The following is a 22,435-nucleotide window of genomic DNA, read 5'->3' as shown; positions in this document are numbered from 1 at the left end:
CAAGGAGGCAGAATCGGGATGCCCCTGTACGGGCCAAGTGGAATCTCCACAGCGCAATTCTTTTGGGGCGTCCGTAACTCAAACGACACGACTGGACGTGAGGCGATATGGGTTTCTCAACATCCACCTGCTCGGCATGAGGGGGGTGTGGCGTTCCATGGCTTTTTTCCTTGTTGCCGCGGTAACCTGCGGCTGCGGGGCCTTCGAGCGAGGCCCGAAGGACTACCCATATGTGGCCGAGCAGGTCCGTGAGTCAGGCGGACGACGCTACCACCGCGACCTGGATGGAGATGCCCGGGACGAGATTCTCAAGGTCAATCCGATCGCAGAGTCTCGGTCCCGATCGCCGGAGGCTGTAGCAATCAGAACACAGGGGGGACAGGTCGTAGACCAGGTCAATTTCGCCGGCGATGTAATCCGGGACCTGCAGTTTTGTGATTTCGGGAGGGACGGTCGAACGGAGGCGGTTGTGCCGGTGGTGCGCCGCGACTCGCTGTTTCTCGGGGTCGTAAACGCGGAGGGCCGGAAGCAGCGCACGCTCTTCCTGACGCGGGGGGAGCCGCGCCGGGAGCCGGAGGGGACTTTGCCCTGGGACCCGGATCTCCGGGGCGTTCATCTGGCGGATCTCACCGGAGACGGCACGAGGGAGCTCGCTGCCGTGATGATGACCCAGCTTGCCCGCCGACCGCGTGGTGTGTGGGTTCTCAACTCAAAGAGTGGGGAGCGCCTAGGCCGGTGGACGAGCGGGGCAATGATCGATGAATTCATGTTTGAAGACATCGTCGGGGACGGGGCCCCGGAGCTTCTGGCCGCCACGGGAGCGTCGAACAACGGAGCCCGTGGGGGCGGGATGGACGACCAGCACGCCTATCTCTTTTTGCTGGGGCTGCCTCCGCGACCCGGGGTGGTGTGGAAGCGGGAGGTGGGCGGCCTCTGGGCTCGGGCCTACCTCGAGACCGGTGACGTCGACGGGAACGGAACACGGGACTACGTGGTCTTCCGCCGCTCGAACCGCCAGCGTCCCCAGCCAGGGCATCTGGAGCGATTTGACCCGAAGACCGGACGTACCCTCCGTGCCCAAAAGATCCCAGACTCTGCCAATTCGGTTGCAGTCACGAATCTCGACGGAGAGGACGGTGAGGAGATCCTCGTGTCCCACGAGTCGGGAATGATTCGCACTCGGGGACCGGACCTGCAGGGGCTCCGGACTGCACGCCGCAGCCAGAGCGCAGGGGAGCTCTCTATTGTTCCCGGTCTTCTTCGCCCCGGCACCCCGGAAGTGATCGTTGGGGGCTCCTCGCCCTATCTTCTCGGGTCGGACCTGGAGCCGAAAGCCCTCCTTCCGGTCCGGGACGCCTCCTGGACCGCAATGAATCGGGGCCAAGGACGGCCGGCATATCTCGTCGGACGCACCTCGGAGAAGACGATTTATTACCGAATGGCCGACAACCCGGCGTACCTGCTCTATCGATGGGGTCCGTGGGTCCTGCTTCTACTTGGAGCTGGCGTGGCTGCGGGAGCCGTGGTCTGGGGACGGCGGGCCTACCGTCGCCACCAGGCGCTCCGTCGAGAACGGATTGACCTTGCGGAGGCCCGAGACGGGGGACACCTCCTCGCCCGGGCGGACGGGACCGTCGAGCACGCCGACGAGGCCGCCCGCTCCCTGCTGGGGCTGTCCGACCCGCAGCCCGACACCTCGCTTCTGGCGCGGGAGGTGCCGGACCTCCGTCGGCTCTTGGAGGAGATCCGAGACGGATCCGTCGGGGAAGAGACCTATGCCGTCGAGGTGCCGATCTCAGGCGAGGCCTCCGAGACAAAGCAGGTTCAGGCCCGGCTGAAGCCGCTGGGAGACGGGAGGCCACAGACCTGGTTGATCCGTCTCCGTACTTCGGATGTAGCGGATCAAGGGGAGGGCCCCTCCTACCGGACCTGGAGCCTGCTGGCGCGGCGGGTGGCCCACGACCTGAAGAACCCGCTAACTAGCATTTTGCTTCTCGTCGATCGCATGCGGGAGAAGGCTCAGGCCTCTGAGGAGATTGGCAGCTACGCCGATCGCATCGAGAGCCGGGTGCGATCCCTGCGGCGGATGACGACAAACTTCATGAAGTTCGTCGGGGACGAGGAGCCGTCCCTCGTCCGGGCGGACCTGCAGGACTTCGTGGAGGAGCGGGTTCGGGAGCTGCGCAAGGACCTGCCCGCCGACATCGAGCTCGCGCTGGAAACCGGCGCGGAGCTTCCGGCCGCCGCGTTCGACCGGGACCAGATGCATTCGGTCCTGGAGAACCTCGTCGCCAATGCAATGGAGGCCCTCCCGGAGGGCGGGACGATTACCGTTTCCCTGCAGATGGAACGGGGCTTGCAGTGGCATCCAGCAGAGAAGCCCCGCGACTACCTGGCCCTGGAGGTGCGAGACACAGGAATCGGAATGGGGCCCGAAACGCGTGCCCGCCTATTCGACCCGGGCTACACGACCGGCGAGGAGGGAGCAGGACTCGGGCTCGTCATCGCAAAGAAGGTGGCCGAGGACCACGGCGGGCATCTGGAGGTCGAGAGCGAGGAGGGAATCGGCACGGCCGTGACCGTGCACCTGCCGGTCGCTGGGGAGCCTGCTCAGAAAGAGCCTGCCGCCGAGGAGAGGTAAGGGAGCTGGCTGGGGCGGCTCCCCACCCGTTTCGCTCACATGTCCCTGCCATTGTCATGACCGAGCCAACCCTTTGCATCGTCGACGACGACCGGCACGTCCGGGAGGGGCTGCGAGAGACCTTCGAGCACAATGGCTACTCGACCCTGGAGGCCAAAGACGGGAAAGAGGCGCTCGCGCAAATCGAGGAGGAGCCCGTCGACCTCGTGCTGCTGGACCTGAAGCTGCCGCGCCTCTCAGGAATGGAGGTGCTCCGCGAGATGGCCGAGACGCACGCCGAGATTCCCGTCATCATCGTAAGCGGACAGGGAACCATCCAGAAGGCCGTGGAGGCCACCAAGCTTGGGGCCTACGACTTCCTCGAAAAACCCGTCGAGCCGCGCCGCGCGAAGGTGACCGTCGAGAATGCCCTGGAGCAGGCTCGGCTCCGCCGCGAGCGGGAGCAGCTACTGGAGCAGGTGCGGGAGCGCTACGAGATGGTCGGCTCCAGCGAGCCGATGCAACGAGTCTACGACCGGATCGAGCGGGCGGCCCAGGCGAAGGCCAAGGTGCTCATCACCGGTGAGAACGGGACGGGGAAGGAGATGGTGGCCCGGGCCATCCACCGCAACAGCGAGCGCGCCTCCGGCCCCTTCGTAACGGTCAACTGCGCGGCCATTCCCCCGGACCTGATCGAAAGCGAGCTGTTTGGGCACGAGGAGGGGGCATTTACCGGGGCCAAGGAGCGCCGCGAGGGCACGTTCGAGCAGGCCGACGGGGGCACGCTCTTCCTCGACGAGATCGGGGACATGAGCCTCGACGTGCAGGCCAAGACCCTTCGGGCCATCGAGCGAGAAGAGGTCCAGCGGGTTGGAGGGGGCGAGACGATCGACGTTGACGTGCGGATCATCGCCGCGACGAACCAGGACCTGGGGGCGGCCATCGAGGCGGGGGGCTTCCGGGAGGACCTCTATTACCGGCTCGACGTGGTCTCGATTGAGGTCCCGCCGCTCCGGGAGCGGCGGGACGACATTCCGGCCCTGGCCAAGCGCTTTCTCCAGCAGTTCAGCGAGGAGCACAGCGTCGAGCGGCCCCTCCTCGGCGACGCGGCGGCGCAGGAACTGATGCGCTACGACTGGCCCGGCAACGTCCGGGAGCTGCGCAACGCAATCGAGCAACTGGTGGTGCTGCACGGAGCGTCTGAGATTGGAGCGGAGGCCGTCCGTCGGGCACTCGGGATTGGCGAGGACTCACCGGACGCACCGGCCAGAGGCGCCTCGGACCTGCGCCGGGCCAAAGGGCAGTTTGAGCGGGCCCACATCCAGCGGACGCTAAACGAGCACGACGGGTCTCTGAAAAAGACCGCCGAGGCGCTGGGCATCGACCGCAGCACGCTGTGGCGCAAGATGGAACAGCACGGCCTGGAGACCGAGTAGCGCAACGGATCCCGTCTTAGCGAGAACCGACGATCGGCTGGAACGGGATTTGACCGTTCAAGACACGCATGTCTGAGGCTTCTGGCTGCTCATCTCCACGCTGGAAGCTATTGGTGGGGGCCGGCGCTCTGCTCGGCGCAGGGTGCCGGCTTTTTCTATAGGGAAGTCCGCCGGGGAAGACCGCGGTCTTCTAACGCCCGTCCGATGAGTCCAGGCCGCGTTGCAGGACTGCAACGGCGCGGACGAATAGCGTATTGCAGGACTGCAACACTTAAGTGTGGTCAGGCCGGTAAGACAGGATTGCATCCGGAGTACGCGGGGGATGAACCGAATGGCATTGTGCTTGCCGATAGTAAACAGTGGTTGTTCTCAAGTAAAGGTTTCGCGGACCAACAAACTCCTCTCCTGCCATGCATTTCGTCGGCGGCAAAGGAGAATACACGGTTTGGACTGTCGTTGGCAGTCTTTCCGCTGTCTTGCTTGTCTCGTCCGTTTGGGCGCAGCAGTTTCGCTCCCAGCAGGTGACCACGACCAAAGCTGGTGGGGCCAAGCCAGTCCATGCGGCAAGTCTGGATAAGGACAGCGGAACAGCTTCTTCGGGTAAGGTCAACTCAACTCCGGTTGAAAGCAGCGCCCACCTCGCATTCTCCAGCGATCGGGATGGCAACCAGGAAATCTATGTCCGCCGTCCCGATGGGTCGTTTAATCGGCTTACCGACGACAGTCGCCGCGATAGGAATCCGGATTGGTCTCCGGACGGCGAGACGATTGCCTTCCAGAGAAGAACAAGCCAATCAGACCATGACATTTACACTGTTGAGGTAGCGAGTGGTCAGGTGCAGCCGGTCGTGAACAATAGTGCGAAGGATCGGAAGCCTAGCTGGTCCCCCGACGGAAACCAGTTTGCGTTCACGAGCAAGAGCGGGTCTTATGAGGACAACGACCTCCTGACAATGGACGCCGACGGCTCTAGTCGGGCGGAAATCGTGACTGGAGCATCGGAGGTCGACCAAGGAACGCCCTCATGGTCCGTAGACGACAGAATTGCATATCCAAACGACATCACGAACGGCGACGGCGATGTTCATGCCATCGACCCGGACGGTCAAAACGACACAAACCTGACCGATGACTCCTCTACGAGGTTTGCCGGGCCCCACTGGTCGCCGGATGGCAACAAGGTCGCCATGTATTCAGGGGGCTACTCCGGCAACGACTGGGAAATCTACGTCCTCGATGTGCAAACGGGAAACCTAACGCAACTGACGGACAACTCGGCCAATGATCGCCACCCAACGTGGTCGCCCGGCGGGGGCCGGATTGCCTTCGCAAGCGACCGGGACGGAGACTTCGAAATCTACACAATCAGCGCCAATGGAGGGGGCGACCTCATCCAGATTACCGATAATTCTGCCCGTGACTTTCAACCGGACTGGAATCCCTCGTCAAGCGGATCGGACGACGCGCCACCGGAGCCTTCCGGTCTTCAAGAGACCATCGGAGACGAGCAAGTCGAATTAGACTGGAACCCGGTTAGCGCGGACGATCTTGCTGGCTACAACGTTTACCGGGCGCCCTTTATATTTAGCGAGGTGAACAAGGCAGTAAAGCTGAACAAGTCCCTTATCGGCTCTACATCCTACACCGACTCGGGCCTCCTACGAGGCACGAAGTACTTCTATCGGGTGACGGCAGTGGATGATGATGGCAATGAAAGCAATCCGTCTTCTGAAGTCACCGCGGTGCTCCAGGACCTCAAACTGATTGGGCTTGAGGTCAACCAGTCGATCCAAGACTGGAACAACAGCGTGCCTCTCATCCAAGGGAAAAAAACCATTGTGCGCGCTCACCTTCAGAATAGAGGTTCAAGCCCCGCGCCCGTAAAGGGAATTCGACTGAAGGGCACACGGAACGGCTCGTCTCTCGCAAAATCTCCGCTTGAGCCTGAAGCCCCCTTCGAAGCTCCCCCAGAGACTAACCCTGAGATTGCTAAACACCGGGCTGATCTGGAAAAGAGCCTCTATTTTGTGCTTCCTCCAAGCTGGCTCCACGGAACGGTAAACTTGCAGCTCGTCGGGAAAGGGCTTCAGTGCTCGACTGCCCCCGCCGTGGATTCCAACTGCGAGCTTCAGGTCGAGTTTAAACCTACTGCCGTTCCTGAAATCACGTTTGTCGAGCTCTATTGGAGAGACCAGAGCGGGAACCTCCACTATCCTACTGGCAACACAGATGCCGAAATTCAGAGGCTCATAGAAATGTATCCCATTAAGAATATTATTAGGGGTATCAAACGTGAAGAGATGGCTGTTGTCGATACACCTACAGATACTGAGGTGCATGAGAAACTGCGTGACATGCGTGAAGCAGACCTAGAGGGAGGTTCTACGAGCGAAGACCGCATTTATATGGGATTAGTGGAGGAATTCGAAAAAGATGGAACCTCGGGGGCAACTCCACTACCACTCCCTAGCAATGTTGCGGCGGCCGCTCCAGACACGACGGGCCCTACAGACGAGCCACTCCACCATTCTGTCGCCCATGAGATTGCTCATGCCCTCGGCATAGGTCATGCCGTCGATCAAAATGGGAATACCTATTGTGGGAGTAAGAGTAAATCTGAAGACCCGCATGTTATTCCATACAATAAACCAGAAATAATTGAAAAGACACCCCTAAATTTCGAAGGATTCGCTGCTCTCGGCCCAACCAAAGAAAAAATATATGACGAGATGTGGGGTATTAATGTGCGAAAGAAGAGAGTTAAGGGGACCTCTACCGCTCTGTCCACTGGGAAGAGACCTAATGGGCCTAATGCAGAACTTATGAGCTACTGCACTTTGCTGGGGGCGGACTATGTAGACTTCGTTGGCCGTACATGGGTGTCAGATATTACATATACAACGCTCCGAGAATCCATCAATGCTCGCTTTTCTCCTGACGCGCCGAATCAACTCGCAAGCCTCGAAAGGCAAGCATCTCCGAAATCTGGAAAGGCTCTTTCTCTCAAGAACGGCCAGGAGAACGAATATCTGATGGTAAAAGGTGAGATTAACACAGCGGATAAAAGCGCGAGTTTTCGCCCCTTCACCGCGATAACCGTCTCTTCGGACCAGGTTGGTGCCCTCATGCCGGAGCCGGGAGACTACACCCTCCAAATGCTTGATCAGGGAGGTAGTGTCGTGGAAGAGGTTTCGTTCGAGCCAAGGGTTGCTCTGTCTAGAAATGTTTCGGAAATCGGGTTTTTCTCGATCCCGGTGCCGGCAGATTCGGCTATTGAAACAGCCCAGGTTGTTTTCGAAGGAAATGAGAAGAGCCCACAAAAAAAACAATCAAACGGCGAGGTAATCGGCTCTACGACGGCCAGCCAGAACCCACCGACCATCACCGTCGAGTCGCCGAATGGAGGAGAAGACCTTGGTGACGACTCGGTAACTCTGGAATGGTCGGCCAGTGATCCAGACGAGGATACCCTCTCGTACACAGTCCACTACAGCCCCAACGGCGGATCGACCTGGAAGGCGCTCGCCACCAGCTGGCCCCGCGATTCCCTCACGGTGAACGCCACTGCTCTTGGGGGCACCGGTAACGGGCTGATCCGCGTGCAGGCAAGCGACGGCTTCAATACTGCCCAAGACAAATCGGACGGAACCTTCGGGACATCCAATGTGCCGCCGAGCGCGAACATCTTCTCCCCGACGGACGGGGCCGTGACCGACACTTCTGGGTTCATCACGTTGGAGGGGAGCGCAAATGACACGGAGGACGGTTCCCTCTCCGGGTCGGCCCTCAGGTGGGAAACCGCATCAGGCGACTCGCTCGGCATCGGCGAGACGATCGATGTCTCCGCTGCCAACTTCTCCCTCGGCGCGCATACGATTGAACTCGTGGCCACCGATTCGCTCGGCGCGTCCGACACTGCCTCGGTGTCGATCCAGGTGGCCCTGAGCAACGATCCGTCGCTCCTCGCCAGCGTATCGTCGCTCGTCGAGTCCGACAGTCTCCACGACTTCGGTCCGACAGGCACCAACATCGACTTCGCCGGCACCATCGGCGCCGCCACCGTCACGGTCGAGCTGTACGACAGTGCGCCGATTGGAGCCAGCGGCATTCCCCAGAGCAACGTCAGTAAATACCGGGTCCTCATTGGCGCTGGAAACGGTCTCACCGTTGGGCAAGGCACAGAGGTTCGGTTCGAAGCCGACACGCTCGGGGGCATCAATGACCCGACGAAGGTCCAGATCTACCGTCGGCCTGCCCCGAGCAACGGCCCATTCGCCGCACTCGATACCCAAGTCGACAGCATGGGCACCCCAGGGGACCCGTCCGACGATGAGATCTACGCGGCGGTCGATGGGTTTGGAGAGTTCGTGCTGGCGAGCAACTCCCAGCCGCTCCCGGTGGAGCTCTCCGACTTCGAGGCGACGGTAGACGGCGAGAGGGTCCGACTGACCTGGACAACTGCTTCCGAGACGAACAACGTCAGCTTCCGCGTCCAGCGGAGAGTGGGAGACGAAGGGAGCACGTGGACGACGGTCGGCTCAGTTGAAGGCGCAGGCACCACGACCGAAGCGAGAAGCTATCGTTTTGTTGACGAGGAACTTCCCTACGAGGCCGACCGGCTCACCTACCGCCTGAAGCAGGTCGACACGGATGGCAGCGCCAGTTACTCCAAAGAGGTGACTGTGGAGCGGAGTGTAAAAGAAGTCGAATTGCTCGGTACCTATCCAAACCCGGCCCAGCAGCGGGCGACGGTGCGCTACGCGGTGCCAGAGCGGCAGGACGTCAAGATTTACCTCTACGACATCCTGGGACGACGCGTCCAGACCGTAGTCGACGGGGAGCGAGAAGGCCGTCACAAGCGGCAACTGGACGTGTCGCGGCTGGCGAGTGGCGTGTACTTCTTGCGGCTCCAGGCTGAAGGCCAGACGCGGACCCAGAAGCTGACGGTAGTTCGGTAGTTGCTTAAGACAGTCAAATCCTAACCCTCTCAATTTCCTCCTGGGCCACCTTCTGGTCGCGGTGGTCTCTCTTTACTCCACCTTGCATCTACGCTTTACCACTTTCGCGTTACCTTCTCATTGCGCCTTCCACGAATTAGCCCATGATCCCTAGCCCATGACCCCTCTTTCCCGCTTTTGCCCCGTCCTTCTCCCTGCACTTCTCTTCGGCATTTCTCTCGGCACTGCCACTTGCCCATCGCCTGCCGTTGCCCAACAGGGCGGCGAGGAGCCGGAGGGGAAGCGGGAGGCTCCTGCCTCTCAACAGACGCCAATGGGCCCGGGCTACTACCTGCGCCACCCAGAGGAGCCGATACCCCGGTCAGTGAGAGAGCAGATGGCCGATCCGCTTCTTGAGAAAATCAGGTGGGGGAGGGGCAAGCGGAAGAAGAGCAATCGGCGCCGGAGGGACTCGGGAACGAAACTCCGGGGGGCTCCGCCAATCTTGTGATGCGGGCGGCCGCCGGATTGACCGGGGTTCGTTTCGGTAGTTCCACGTCGATTGCGGACGTGAACGGGGACGGCAATCTGGATCTCCTGATTACTGGCGACTCGGATTCGGGCCGGACGGCGACGGTGTACCTGGGCGACGGGCAGGGCGGCTTCACGGAGGCGGGCGCCGGACTGACCGGGGTTGGTTTCGGTAGTTCCACCTCGATTGCGGACGTGAACGGAGATCAGAATAAGGACCTCCTGATTACCGGCGCAGACACAAACCTCGATCCGACGGCGACCCTGTACCTGGGGGACGGGCAGGGGGGCTTCAGCGAGGCGGGTGCCGGACTGACCAGGGTCCTCCAAGGTTCCACCTCAATTGCGGACGTCGACGGGGACGGCAATCAGGACCTCCTGATTACCGGCCGGGACGCAAACGACAACCCGACGGCGACCTTGTACCTGGGCGACGGGCAAGGGGGCTTCAGCGAGGCGAACGCTGGCCTGACCAGGGTCCTCCAAGGTTCCACCTCGATTGCGGACGTCGACGGGGATGGAAATGAGGACCTCTTGATTACCGGCGGCGACACAAGTGGCAACCGGACGGCGACCCTGTACCTGGGGGACGGGCAGGGGGGCTTCAGCGAGGCGGGTGCCGGACTGACCAGGGTCCTCCAAGGTTCCACCTCAATTGCGGACGTCGACGGGGACGGCTTTCAGGACCTCCTAATTGCCGGCAACGACGGGAATGACCGGACGGCAACCTTGTACCTCGGCGACGGGCAGGGAGGCTTTGCGGAGGCCAACGCGGGCCTGACCGGAGTCTGGCCCAGTTCCACCTCGATTGCGGACGTCGACGGGGACCAGGATAAGGACCTCCTGATTACCGGCTTCTCGGACTCGGGCCCGACGGCGACGTTGTACTTGGGGGACGGGCAGGGGGGCTTCAGCGAGGCGGGCGCCGGACTGACCGGGGTCATAGAGAGTTCCACCTCGATTGCGGACGTTGACGGGGACCAGGACAAGGACCTGCTGATCACGGGATTCTCCAGGGCGTCCCAGTCGGTCTCCGCCATCCTGTACGAGAATCTTTTCGACAACCCGCTTCCGGTGGAGCTGGCGAGCTTCGGGGCGGCGGTTACTGAGGCGGACAAGATCCGGCTCACCTGGCAGACCGCCTCGGAGACGGGGAACGCTCGGTTCGAGATCCAACGGAGAGCCGACAAGCAGGGCCCGTGGTCGCGCGTCGGCTCGGTGGAGGGGGCCGGCACCACGACCGAGGCCCAGTCCTACCGCTTCACGGACGAGGGCCCACCCTACGAGGCCGATCGGCTGGCGTACCGCCTCAAGCAGGTCGATACGGACGGCAGCGCCAGTTACTCCAAAGAGGTGACTGTGGAGCGGAGTGTAAAAGAAGTCGAATTGCTCGGTACCTATCCAAACCCGGCCCAGCAGCGAGCGACGGTGCGCTATGCGGTGCCGGAGCGACAGGACGTCAAGATGTACCTCTACGACATCCTGGGACGACGCGTCCAGACCGTAGTCGACGGGGAGCGGGAAGGCCGTCACAAGCGGCAGCTGAATGTTTCCCGATTGGCGAGCGGGGTATACTTCCTACGGCTGAGAGCTGAGAGTGCCACGAAGACACAGCGCCTGACAGTGGTTCGGTAGGGAGCGTGATCTACTGATCGGGTGAAATACCCATCTGTAGGACTTGTGCAGTGTGTCGGCTCTAACTAGGATGGGGGTGGTCTCCCGTGGCCATCGTGGCAAACAGGGATGCCGTACGACTGGTGGGGCTACTGCGTCTACCGATCGACAGGAGTGCCAAGAGCGGCCCGTCGAGTGAGGTAGAGAAAACGCCCTTCTCGGATCCCCCGGATCGGCCGTAGCAGAATTCTCTGAAGAGGGGGCTTCAGGCTTTCTCTCAGAGTCCCACGTCTACCCGAGCGCCCGCAGCGCCTCCGTCACCACGTCCTCAAACACGTCCGTCGGCAGGCAGAGCTTAGAGGTCGTTTGGAGGCCGAAGTACGTGTTTGCCAGGAAGTGCGCCAGGGCCTCCGGGTCCCGGTCCGCGGGAATCTCGCCCTGCGCCTGCCCGTGTTCCACGAGCGCCGCGAACCCGTCCTGCATCTGAGAGAGCGCCTTGCAGGCCTCCGCCCGGGTGTCCTCGTCACAGTGGGCCCGCTCCACGGTCGCGTTCGCCACGAAGCAGCCCCGCGGATCGTCGTCGGGGATCGCCTGCTCTAGAAGGTGCCGAATGGCGCCCCGGGCCGAGTCAAACTGCTCCAGGAGTCGCTCGAACACGTCCGCGTCCTGCCGGCGATAGTGGTCGAGCGCTCGGAGGTAGAGTTCCTGCTTGCTCCCGAACGTGTTGTAGAGGCTGGACCGGTTCAGGCCCGTGCGGTCCACCAGGTCCTGGGCACTGGTCGCTTCGAAGCCCTGCTCCCAGAACAGTTCCATCGCCTGCTCCAGGACCTCGTCGGGGTCGAATTCTTTGGCGCGGGGCATCTGTCTGAGGGGGAATCAAAAGTGTACGGCATACATCATCAAAGCGATAACCAAACGAACGTTCCAATACACGCAGTTCTCCAGTCGGGTCGGGGGAGCACGGTCAATCTTTGTTCCCAGCGTTACAGAATCTCAAGGGACGATCTGAAACAATCATTACAAAAAGGATTTTCAAGTGCTTGGATGCGCAAGTGGAAGATGGTTCCCGGTTTGCGCATCCGCCTTTGCTCGTAGTCCCCTCACACATTTGTCTGACGTCTATGGAGACCCTTCCGGCCCTCCGGCCCCAAAAGATTGCCGACCTCGACCACGACATCCTGGACCTGTTCGCCGAGCGCTGGAGCCCGCGCGCCTTCGCGGACCGGCCCGTGGAGCCCCAGAAGATCCGGCGGATGCTGGAGGCGGCGCGGTGGACGATGTCGTCCTACAACGAGCAGCCCTGACGCTACGTGGTGGCGTCGCGACACGAGGCCCCCGACGAATATGAGCGGCTGCTCCACTGTCTGAATGAGTGGAATCAGGAGTGGGCGGAGGACGTGCCGAAAGTACGGCGGTATCCTTCGAGCGGTGGCGTCGCTCCGGCGACGCGCAACGCAAGACGCGGGAACGCAAAACGCGGGACAGTCGAACGGTTCAGTTCACCCGCTCCACCTCGTATCCTTCCTCTTCGATCGCCGCAACGGTGTTCTCGGCCTGGCCACGGCCGCTGGTGGTCACCTCGAACACGAGGAAGGCCTCTCCCACATCGAGGTCCTCGACGGTCCGCTCGTGGCGCACCTCGCGGATGTTGGCCCCCTGTGCGGCGATGCGCTGGGAGATGTCGGCCATCCGGCCGGGCCGGTCGTTGATGCGTACCCGGAGTCGGAGGAGCTGGACCCGGTCCGTCATCGCGTGGTCCAGCACCTCTTCCAGTCGGGGCGGATCGATGTTGCCCCCACACAGGAGGGGCACCACCGTCTCTCCCGTCACATCGAGGTGGTCGGACAGCAGGGCGGCGACCGGGGCCGCCCCTGCCCCCTCCACCAGTTGCTTCGCCCGTTCGAGGAGAAGCAGAATGGCCTGCGCGACCTCTCCGTCGGTGACGGTCACGACGGTGTCCACGTGCTCTTCGATGAGCGAAAGGGTGAGCTCGGAAACGCTGCCGGTGGCGATGCCGTCGGCGATGGTATCGGGGTCATCGATGGAGACAGGTACTCCCTTGTCGAGACTCTGAGGGACCGTCGCGGCGCCCTCGGTCTGCACGCCAATGACGCGCACGCTGGGGGCGACGCCCGCAAGGGCCACGCTGATGCCCCCGATGAGGCCCCCGCCGCCGATCGGCACAATCACGGTGTCGATGTCCGGAACCTGCTCGCAGAGCTCAAGGCCGAGGGTGCCCTGGCCAGCCACAATGTCGGGGTCGTCGTAGGCATGCACGAACAGCATGTTGTCCCCCCGGGCGAGCTCCTGGGCGTGGCTCATCGCCTGCCGAAACGTGTTGCCGACCAACTCTACATCGGCCCCATAGCCGCGAGTCGCATCGACCTTCGCCTGGGGCGCGTTCCGGGGCATTACGATGGTGGAAGCAAGGCCCACCGTCGTGGCGGCCAGGGCGACGCCCTGCGCGTGGTTGCCGGCGCTGGCCGCCACCACACGCTCGACCGCCCCGGACGAGGCCTGAACAAGCTTGTTGTACGCCCCGCGGGTCTTGAACGACCCTGTGCGCTGGAGGTGCTCCATCTTGAGCGTTACGGCCGCTCCAGCCATGTCCGAGAGGAAACGGTTGGAGTCGACCGGGGTCTTCCGGGCGACTGAGGGATCGTCCAGCCGATCCTCGGCAGCGTGAATATCGTCGAGCGTAACGGTCATGCGTAGGGCGCAGTGCGAGAGAGGAGAACGGAGTCCGGAACCGCGTCTGGAGGGATACCGGAAGCCCTTCCATCCTGCGGCGTGAACGGATATACAACAAGGTAGAGCTGCGTTCGCCCTTCATCCAGCCGCTTCTCGTTTCCCGTCGGACCCGAGTCTCTACCCCAGTCCCCGAAGCGTCTCGTCCACCACGTCGTTGAACACGTCCGCCGGCAGGCCGAGCTTGGCCATCGTCTGCATGCCGAAGTAGGTGTTGGCCAGGAGGTGCGCTAGGGCCTCCGGATCGCGCTCTTCGGGAATCTCGCCCTGTGCCTGCCCATGCTCCACGAGCGCCTCAAATCCGTCCCGCATCTGGCTGAAGCTGTCGCAGACCCGCTCGCGCGTCTCCGCGTCGCAGTGGGCCCGCTCGACGGTGGCACTCGCTACGAAGCAGCCCCGCTGATCCTCATCGCAGGTGGGAATGGCCTCCTCCAGCAGATGCCGAATCGCGGCCCGCGCGGAATCGGACTGGTCGAGGAGCCGACCGAACATGTCCACGTCCTGCTGCCGATAATGGTCGAGTGCCCGCAGGTATAGTTCCTGCTTACTCCCAAACGTGTTATACAGACTGGACCGGTTCAGGCCCGTGCGGTCCACCAGGTCTTGGGCGCTGGTGGCCTCGAAGCCGTTCTCCCAGAACAGCCTCATCGCCTGCTCCAGGACCTCGTCGGGGTCGAACTCTTTGGTGCGCGGCATTTGTCTGAGGGGGAATCAAAAGTGCGCGGCGTACAGTGTCAAAGCGATAACCAAACGAACGTTCCAGTACGCTCAATTCTCCGGCCGGGTTGGGAGAGCAGGGCCGATCTTTGTTCTCGGCGTTACAAGATCTCAGCGACGATCTGAAACAATCATTACAGAAAGGATTTTTAGGTATTTGGATGTACGAGTAATAGATTGTTTTCAGCTTGCGCATCCGTCCCTGCTCGCAGCCTGCACATTTTCGCTCTTGACGTCTATGGAGACCCTTCCGGCCCTCCGGCCCCAGAAAATCGCCGACCCCGACCACGACATCCTGGACCTGTTCGCCGAGCGCTGGAGCCCCCGCGCGTTTGCCGATCGTCCTGTTAGGCCCGAGAAAATTCGACGGATGTTGGAGGCGGCCCGCTGGACGATGTCGTCGTACAACGAGCAGCCATGGCGCTACGCCGTGGCCTCACGGCACGAGAATGCCGACGAATACGAGCGGCTCCTCCACTGCCTGAGCGACGGGAACCAGGAGTGGGCGCGCACCGCCCCTGTGCTGATGATGTCGTTTTACAAGACGACCTTTTCGCACAATGGACACGAAAATCAGGCCGCGCCGCACGATGTGGGCGCCGCCTCCGCCGCGCTCACGTTCCAAGCGACGGCAATGGACCTGTTCGTCCATCAGATGGCTGGCATCAAGAAGGATGTGATCCGCGAGACGTACGACGTGCCGGATGACTTTGAGCCGATGGCGGGCCTTGCGGTAGGCTACCTCGGCGACCCGGAACGCCTGCCAGACGGCCGTCGAGACGCCGAACGGTCCCCCCGGTCTCGAAAGCCACTCGACGGGTTTGTCTTTGGGGAGGACTGGGACGCCCCGGCCGCACTCGTCACGGACGAGTAGGTGTCATCTCGTTCCGGGGTGCACCTCAGGAGGAGCCATCAACAAGCCCATCAACCGCTGAGGAACTCCATTCCTTGCGGATCTCCGCGTGAAACAATTGGACGCCGGACATTACGCACCGGCGAGGAGACTCTGGAGTTGAACGCTCCTCAAACCCATCAGGACCCGTTTCGACCAGGCACGTTGCCCCCCTCTAGCTTGCCCTTTTGACTTCCCCCATGAGTACAAAATCCCTCTACTGGGGATCAACCGTCCTCGTCGCACTCCTTGCACTCGCCTCGGGCACCATGTACTTTGCGACCGAGACGGCCGCTGAGACCTTCGCCCACCTCGGGTTTCCGGACTACTTCCGAGTTCAGCTTGGCATTGCTAAGCTCGTAGGCGGGGTGGCGCTGCTCGTCCCCCTACCTCGATGGCTCAAGGAGTGGACGTACGCCGGGTTCACCATCGACTTTAGTTCGGCCATCATCGCGCACCTTGCGGTGGGAGATCCCATCTCGGACGTGATAACACCCGTGGTGGCGCTCGCCCTTTTGCTGACGTCGTATGTCGCCTACCACCGGTACTACCTCCCCACAGCGGACGGCGACCCCTCCGGTGCGTAGAGGCCCACGGAACCGGGATCGGGGAGAGGGGCGGCCCTCCCTCGCCGCCCCCGGAGAACGACCGCTCCACTTCGTCATACTGCGACGATCGAACAAACTGAGCCCATGAGTGCTATTGCCCCCTTGCGCACATTCTTCGAGCAGGAGTTGGAGACCTCCGGAAGGGTCCTCCAGCACCTTGGGGTGGACGAGGCCTCTCTACCCGAGCACGTCGTCAGCCACCTCGTCGAGCAAACAGTGCGCCGTGCGGCACTCGATGCCGCCACCCACCGTCAATCCACCGAGCACGCGACCGAGGAACCGGCGGACGTGTCCCTGAAGCGATGTTTGATGGTGGCGGCTCTCACGGAACTGCGCCCGGTAAAGCTGCTCGCAAGGAACTGACCCGCGGAGGATCGTGTCCGGAGATGTGCAGGCCACAGCCCGAATAAGCAGCAACGAAGTTGCTTCCAGATTTTCTCAAACACTTGAACGGGGATCGATGTGGGGGACAATTGGTGAGCGACGACCGAACTCACACCGATCACTGATTCTACGGAGTGCCCATGCCCGACACCGAACGTGAGACGCGAGAATCGACCCTTACCATCCTGAAGCGGCTCTGGGGCGTGCTGGCGCCCTACAAGGTGCGGGTGTTTGCGCTGGCCCTGCTCATCAGCTTCTCGTCGGCGCTGGCGGCGGCCGGGCCGCAGTTCGTCCGCTACGCCTTCGACACGGTCATCCCCCGGGGCGAGTCGACGCTGTTTCTCTGGTTCGGGCTCGCCTTTGCGGGCTTCTATCTGTTCAAGGCCGTCGTGGAGTACGGCGGGATGTTCTGGAGTTTTGCCCTCACGCAGCAGGTGGTGAGCGACGTGCGCATGGAGGCGTACGACCACCTCCTGACCCTGCCCGTGTCCCGCTTCTCCGACGAGCAGTCCGGCTCGCTCAGCTCACGGGTGGTCAACGATCCCAACGCGCTGGAGGGCATGATCCAGGCGGCCGCCTCGCGCCTGTCGGGCCAGCTCGTGGCCATCCTGGTGGTGGCGTCCATCCTGGTGTGGATGAACTGGCAGCTGGCCCTGGTCAACCTGGTGGTGCTCCCGCTCCTGGCGCTCATCACGTGGTACTACCAGGAGCCGCTCCGCAACGCCTCCCGCGACATCCGCGAGACGGTGGCCCGCATGACGGCCACCTCCACCGAGGCCGTCTCCAACATCCGGATTGTCAAGGCCTTCGTCGGCGAGGACCAGGAGCGGGAGCGCTTCGGCGAGAAGAATCAGGCCTACGTCGACCTCAACCTGGATCGGCGGAAGGAGGTGGGCGCGATGGAAGGCCTCATCAACATCACGGCCAACTACGGCATCGGGGCGCTCCTGCTGGTGGGCGGCTGGATGACGGCGGGGGGCACCCTCACGATCGGGGAGCTCACGGCGTTCATCATGTATCAGCGCCAGCTGCAGGGACCGGTCAAGTCGGTCATGTTCTTCAACGACAAGCTGCAGGCGGGGATGGCGGCGCTGGAGCGGCTCTCGGGGCTCATGGACACCGCGCCCGAGCAGGGGGGCGAGGCGGAGGACGTACCGGTGGGGCCAGTGGCCCTGGAAAACGTCCACTTCACCTATCCGAGTGCCGACGAGCCCGCCCTGAAGGACCTGTCGCTCCGAATCGAGACCGGCGAGACGGCGGCGCTGGTGGGGTCGTCCGGCGCGGGGAAGAGCACGGCGGCGAGCCTCATCGCCCGCTTCTGGGACCCGCAGGAGGGCCGCGTCACGATCGACGGGCAGGACCTGCGGTCCTTCCGCCTGGAGGCGCTCCGGGAGCGCATCGCGCTGGTGCCGCAGGCCCCCACACTCTTCTCCGGCACTGTGGCGGGCAACATCCGCTACGCCGATCCCGACGCCGACGACGATGCGGTGCGGCGGGCCGCCGAGCTGGCGAACGCCGACGGATTTATTCGGCAACTGCCCGACAGCTACACCACCCAGATCGGAGAGCGGGGCGTGCGGCTGTCCGGGGGCCAAAAGCAACGCGTCGCGATCGCCCGCGCCATCCTGAAGGACGCCCACGTGCTGCTGCTGGACGAGGCCACGTCCGACCTCGACAGCGAGTCGGAAGCCGTCATTCAGGACGCGCTCGACGGCCTCTTCGCCCGTGGCAGCCACCTCACGTCCATCGTCATTGCCCACCGCCTCAGCACCATCGAGGACGCCGACACAATTTTCGTGCTGGAGGACGGGCAGCTGGTGGAGCAGGGCTCCCACGAGGAACTGCTGGCGCAAAATGGCCGCTACGCCGAGCTGCGGGCGCTGCAGCACCGGGACGAGGACCGCCCCGCCCATCTCAAGACAGCGGAGTCTCCAATCACGAATCCCCGCCGGATGGAAGATCCGTCGGCGCCGCATTCGTAGTCCCTGGAGCGGGCCGAAACACAATGTCGCCGTAGAGGGCCTGCGTGGAGTCGCCCGTGTGATCGGTGTCGGTCATGAGGGCGACCCCGGCCACGGGCGGCGGCGCTTCACCGAAGGCCTCTCGGTAATCCGCACGCACGTTCCGGCGCTCTCGCACCCACTCTCCCACCCGGGTGGACCCACTGCGCACGGGGAGCATCATGATTTGGTCGGTGTACGGGCTGGGGCGAAGGTCTCCCTGGGGGAGCTGATTGGTCCAGACGTAGTTGATCGCGCGCGTAGGGAGGTCGCCGTAGCCCAGGTTCCGAAGCAGCGTGAGCTTGAGTTGGTTGAGCCAGCCGAGCCCGCTGTAGTCGAACGTGACGTAGAGGCGTGCGGCGGCGTCGTCCGCCTCCTTCTTCGCGACGTTGCCCCCGTCGACGGTTGATTCGATCCGCCACCGCCACTCGATAACCGGATGGGTGCTGAGGTCCACACGCTGGTACGTGATCAGGCCAGAGGCGCCATTCTCGCTACGTGCGCGCAGGACGACGGTGCTGCCGGACTGCACGAGGTCGTAGCTTGTCGGCGCGTCGTTGTTGCCGAACCGGATCGGCCGCCAGTCGGTCGGGTGGGTCTGCGAGGAGGATGCCGCTGAAAAGTGCCCGATGTACAGCGTGGGCGGCCCGGCGGTCGTGACGAGCGCGCCTCCGCCCGCGAGCACGACGATGAGAAGGGCGAGGCCAGTGCGGGACATCGGCCTGGAGTGCTTCATTCGGAAATTAGAATCCGCGGACGCAGTGGTCGAGGACAGGACCTTGAGTCCAGCACCGCCTCCTCAGTTGTCCATGAGTGGAAGAGGACACCCGGGTTGTTGCGACGCGCCGAGCACTTCTTTGATTCGACGGTTTTTTCTTCGGGAGCGGCCCCTGTCGAACCCGACGCTCGTTCAGGCGCCTCGGAAGGACTGCGGGGACGACGGTCCGCCCGCCTGCTGCATCCGCCGATAGCACTCGATGTCGCTTCGGTTTCCCAGTACGCAGATTCTAGAGGCGCCTGAGGAGGGACTTCTGCTCGGGGAAGTGGTTCCCAAACTAGTGAAGATGTGTCCGACGGGGCCGGGGAGATGGAGGCCCGGTGGTCTATTCATCCCGCCAGGCGGGCCGGCATGCCCCGCCGGGAGGGTCGGACGCCGCGCTAATTCTGATTGAGCGCGAAGACAACCGGCATGGTCATCTGGACCTTCACAGGTTTAGTCCGCTGCTTCCCAGGCGTGCACTCCAATCGTTGGACGGCCTGGAGCGCTGCCCGATTGAGCATCTTGTGCGCTCCACGCACAACCGTCGGGCTCGCGACGCGCCCCTGCTCGTCTACCACGAACTGGACGAAGACGCGTCCCTCGAGGCCCATCTTCCGGGCCGAGGCCGGGTACCGCACCTTCTGCTGGAGCGACTCGGCCCCTCCACAGTCGGGACGTGTCTCGACATCGACGAAGACCTCGTCGTCCTGTCCCTCGTCCGACGAGGGCGGCCCGGACTTCGAAGCCAGTGGTTCTTTGAAGTCGAGCGAGGCGTCGAAACTGCGAGACTCCTGCGCTACCACATCGCTGTTCGGCACCTCTCGCGGCACCGGAGGTCGTGGCGGAGGGGGAGGAGTCCGCGTCTGCTGAGTCTGGCGAATCTGCTTCACGTCGACGGTCTCCGCCTCTCGCGTTTCGAACTGCGAACTCTCGTTGGACGGGCTGCCGGTCGGCAGGCGGAATACCACGACTAGTACCGCAAGCGAAAGGGCCAGTCCGATCTGGAGGTGAACGCCATACTGCTCGCGGAGATCGGGGCCAGTGTTTCGAGGCAGGGCCATGAGCCGAGGCAGGGTCTTTTTCTCAGAGAACAACGAAGGTCCTGACAGGGCAATGCTTTCGCCGGAGAGCATTCCCTACAGAACGGAATCGGCGTGAGCCATCGCAGTGACGTCCCCGTCCCATCCCCGACGGGATGAGCGCTATGAGAAAGACTTGTCCCTGTTGGGGGCCGTTCGATGAACCGGAGGCCTCAATCGACTGGTCGACATCGACCCGCACAGTTCTCCAGCGCTCCCGCGGACGCAAACCGGCCAGCTGAGACCTGGCCGAAACGACGTCGCCGAGGGCCGACGACGTGCCCCATCGCCCGTTCGCCATGCGCACCGTGGCCTCACGGAACTGCCTCCAGCTGCGCGATCTGGGGACGGTCCCGACCCGGACTCCCTGGCTGAAACGGGTCCTCTTCACGCAACACCGACCCGGCTTCGCGGCGTCTCGGCATAGTCTCTGCCTCTGCCCTGCATGTAGCAGGCCCCGCTGATGTCGGACAACCCGGCGCCCTAAGGCCAGCATGCTCGCTGCGGGATCTGCTGACGAAGTGTACCAAGGGGCCGCCCTCTGCCACACGACCGGAACGGCGCGATCGGATGGATATATCGCAGGGCAGGGGCGTTCATTAGACCGCGTTTTACCCGGTTCTCTCTCACAGCCACCACTGCTCGTCGTGTCTGAAAACACCACGTTCAAAAACACGTCCAGACGGGAATTCTTAAAGCAAGCCGGGGTGGCCTTGGCGGCCTCGACGACCGGCTTCCCGTCCGTACTCCTCCCCAACCGGGACCGTACGCTCGGGGTGGCGCTCTGCGGTCTGGGCAATTACAGCACCACCCAGCTGGCCCCGGGGCTGCAGAAGACCGAGCACTGTGAGCTCCGAGGCATCGTAACCGGGTCCCCCGAGAAAATTCCGGTCTGGCAGGAGCGTCATGGAATTCCGGACCGGAACGTGTACACTTATGAGACCCTCCCCGACATTGCCGACAACGACGACATCGACGTGGTGTATATCGTGACGCCACCGGGGGTGCACGCACGAGATGCAATTAAGGCCGCTAAGGCCGGGAAGCACGTCTGGTGCGAGAAGCCGATGGCGATGGACGCGGCAGAGTGCCGGGCCGTCATTGACGCTGCCGACAAGAACGGGGTACAGCTAACCGTCGGCTACCGGATGCAGCATGAGCCCAACACGCAGACCATCATCCGATACGGCGAGGAGGAGACGTACGGAGCGGTGACGTCCGTAGAGACCGGGGCGGGATACAACGGAGCCCACCCTGATCCCGACGACTGGCGACGGGACGCTGAGCTTGGCGGTGGAGCTCTCTACGACATGGGTGTCTATCCAATCAACGCGGCCCGCTACGCTACCGGCCTGGAGCCGGTCGCCGCGCGGGGCCGCACCTGGTCCGAGCGAGAGGAGATGTACAGTGAAGTACCGGAGTTCGCAGAGTTTGAGTTGGAGTTCCCAGGAGGCGTCGTGGCGAAGGGTGAGACGAGCTTCGGAAAATCGACGAACTACCTGGACGTGGAGTGCACAGACGGATGGTACCAGCTGCGTCCGTTCCAGTCCTACTCCGGCGTGCAGGGCAAGACCAGTGACGGCACGAAACTGCCGCCCGACCCCCACGATCAGCAGGCCCGGCAGATGGACGACGACGCTCAGGCCATCAAGCAGGACAGAGCCCCCATTGTGCCCGGCAAGGAGGGCCTGGCCGATATCCGGATCGTGAACGCCATCATGGAGTCGGACCGGAAGGACGGAGCCCGAATTGAGCTCTGATGCGCTCGCAGCCTCCGTGACGCACGTCCATCAGTGTCACTGGCCTCCTCCGATTGGCCTTCCTCCCTCCCTCGCGGGGTCTCTGCGTCCACCGCCTCAGTCCGGTGCCCTCCCAGATCAAGGCCGCGCCCGTGGCGCAGGGCCCGCGCCGGGATGCTGTAATACCGACTGCCGAAAATCGGTGTACATGTGATCGTTCTGCTCAAAAGGAAGGTCCGTCGCGAGGCGCGCCTCGCGACATTTTCTTCCCGAACATCCCGACGCAAAGGGCACAGTTATCGTTGGCATTTGGTATAAGTCCCCAGGCGTCACGAGCGTGCCGGACCGGCCCCATCGAACATGAACGCAG

The 22,435-nt window shown here is 62.9% G+C and carries 15 protein-coding genes; 10 read left to right on the top strand and 5 right to left on the bottom strand.

Annotated elements, in window-relative coordinates; translation table 11 throughout:
• Positions 1-157: 157 nt before the first annotated feature.
• The 4 genes from ABEL04_RS13345 to ABEL04_RS13330 all read left to right on the top strand — a co-directional run bounded on the left by ABEL04_RS13345 (position 158) and on the right by ABEL04_RS13330 (position 11,159).
• A complete protein-coding gene (locus ABEL04_RS13345) occupies positions 158-2,641 on the top strand; it encodes a PAS domain-containing sensor histidine kinase (RefSeq protein WP_375802888.1) in 2,484 nt (827 codons plus the stop codon).
• Between the two features lie 56 nt (positions 2,642-2,697).
• On the top strand, positions 2,698-4,056 hold the full coding sequence (locus ABEL04_RS13340) for a sigma-54-dependent transcriptional regulator (protein ID WP_375802887.1): 1,359 nt from the start codon (positions 2,698-2,700) through the stop codon (positions 4,054-4,056).
• Positions 4,057-4,466: 410 nt separating this feature from the next.
• A complete protein-coding gene (locus ABEL04_RS13335) occupies positions 4,467-9,014 on the top strand; it encodes a T9SS type A sorting domain-containing protein (protein ID WP_375802886.1) in 4,548 nt (1,515 codons plus the stop codon).
• A 405-nt stretch (positions 9,015-9,419) separates the two neighbouring features.
• Positions 9,420-11,159 carry a T9SS type A sorting domain-containing protein gene (locus ABEL04_RS13330; RefSeq protein WP_375802885.1) on the top strand — a complete coding sequence of 580 codons (1,740 nt, stop codon included), beginning with the start codon at positions 9,420-9,422 and terminating at the stop codon, positions 11,157-11,159.
• Between the two features lie 270 nt (positions 11,160-11,429).
• On the opposite strand, the gene ABEL04_RS13325 is transcribed toward ABEL04_RS13330, so the two are convergent.
• Positions 11,430-11,999, bottom strand: coding sequence for a TetR/AcrR family transcriptional regulator (locus ABEL04_RS13325; protein ID WP_375802884.1), 570 nt, complete (start codon positions 11,997-11,999; stop codon positions 11,430-11,432).
• A gap of 260 nt (positions 12,000-12,259) precedes the next feature.
• Between ABEL04_RS13325 and ABEL04_RS13320 the strand changes: the two genes are divergently transcribed.
• A complete protein-coding gene (locus ABEL04_RS13320) occupies positions 12,260-12,442 on the top strand; it encodes a nitroreductase family protein (protein ID WP_375802883.1) in 183 nt (60 codons plus the stop codon).
• 190 nt (positions 12,443-12,632) lie between these two features.
• Here the strand turns inward: ABEL04_RS13320 and ilvA are convergent, their stop codons facing one another.
• The gene (gene ilvA, locus ABEL04_RS13315; protein WP_375802882.1) at positions 12,633-13,847 is read right to left on the bottom strand and encodes a threonine ammonia-lyase; all 1,215 of its coding nucleotides are present in this window, start codon (positions 13,845-13,847) and stop codon (positions 12,633-12,635) included.
• A 159-nt stretch (positions 13,848-14,006) separates the two neighbouring features.
• Positions 14,007-14,582: a TetR/AcrR family transcriptional regulator gene (locus ABEL04_RS13310; protein ID WP_375802881.1), complete on the bottom strand. Its 576-nt coding sequence runs from the start codon at positions 14,580-14,582 to the stop codon at positions 14,007-14,009.
• Between the two features lie 259 nt (positions 14,583-14,841).
• Between ABEL04_RS13310 and ABEL04_RS13305 the strand changes: the two genes are divergently transcribed.
• From ABEL04_RS13305 to ABEL04_RS13290, 4 genes are all read left to right on the top strand, one after another.
• Entirely contained in the window at positions 14,842-15,477 is a 636-nt protein-coding gene (locus tag ABEL04_RS13305; RefSeq protein ID WP_375802880.1) for a nitroreductase family protein, read from the top strand.
• Between the two features lie 218 nt (positions 15,478-15,695).
• Positions 15,696-16,082 carry a DoxX family protein gene (locus ABEL04_RS13300; protein ID WP_375802879.1) on the top strand — a complete coding sequence of 129 codons (387 nt, stop codon included), beginning with the start codon at positions 15,696-15,698 and terminating at the stop codon, positions 16,080-16,082.
• Positions 16,083-16,187: 105 nt separating this feature from the next.
• Complete coding sequence (locus ABEL04_RS13295) at positions 16,188-16,466, top strand: hypothetical protein (protein ID WP_375802878.1); 279 nt, start codon at positions 16,188-16,190, stop codon at positions 16,464-16,466.
• Between the two features lie 161 nt (positions 16,467-16,627).
• Positions 16,628-18,469: an ABC transporter ATP-binding protein gene (locus ABEL04_RS13290; protein ID WP_375802877.1), complete on the top strand. Its 1,842-nt coding sequence runs from the start codon at positions 16,628-16,630 to the stop codon at positions 18,467-18,469.
• Here the strand turns inward: ABEL04_RS13290 and ABEL04_RS13285 are convergent.
• Together ABEL04_RS13285 and ABEL04_RS13280 are read right to left on the bottom strand one after the other, a co-directional pair.
• Positions 18,423-19,205 carry a DUF3047 domain-containing protein gene (locus ABEL04_RS13285; protein WP_375802876.1) on the bottom strand — a complete coding sequence of 261 codons (783 nt, stop codon included), beginning with the start codon at positions 19,203-19,205 and terminating at the stop codon, positions 18,423-18,425. The two genes, ABEL04_RS13290 and ABEL04_RS13285, sit on opposite strands and share 47 nt — an antisense overlap.
• A 440-nt stretch (positions 19,206-19,645) precedes the next feature.
• A complete protein-coding gene (locus tag ABEL04_RS13280) occupies positions 19,646-20,308 on the bottom strand; it encodes an energy transducer TonB (RefSeq protein WP_375802875.1) in 663 nt (220 codons plus the stop codon).
• Between the two features lie 665 nt (positions 20,309-20,973).
• Here ABEL04_RS13280 and ABEL04_RS13275 point away from each other — a divergent pair.
• A complete protein-coding gene (locus ABEL04_RS13275) occupies positions 20,974-22,086 on the top strand; it encodes a Gfo/Idh/MocA family protein (RefSeq protein WP_375802874.1) in 1,113 nt (370 codons plus the stop codon).
• The last annotated feature ends 349 nt before the right edge of the window (positions 22,087-22,435 follow it).

The organism is Salinibacter sp., from assembly GCF_042218895.1.
Taxonomy (GTDB): domain Bacteria; phylum Bacteroidota; class Rhodothermia; order Rhodothermales; family Salinibacteraceae; genus Salinibacter.
The sequence above is the reverse complement of the archived record's forward strand: the minus strand, read 5'-3'. Positions and strand labels throughout refer to the sequence as shown.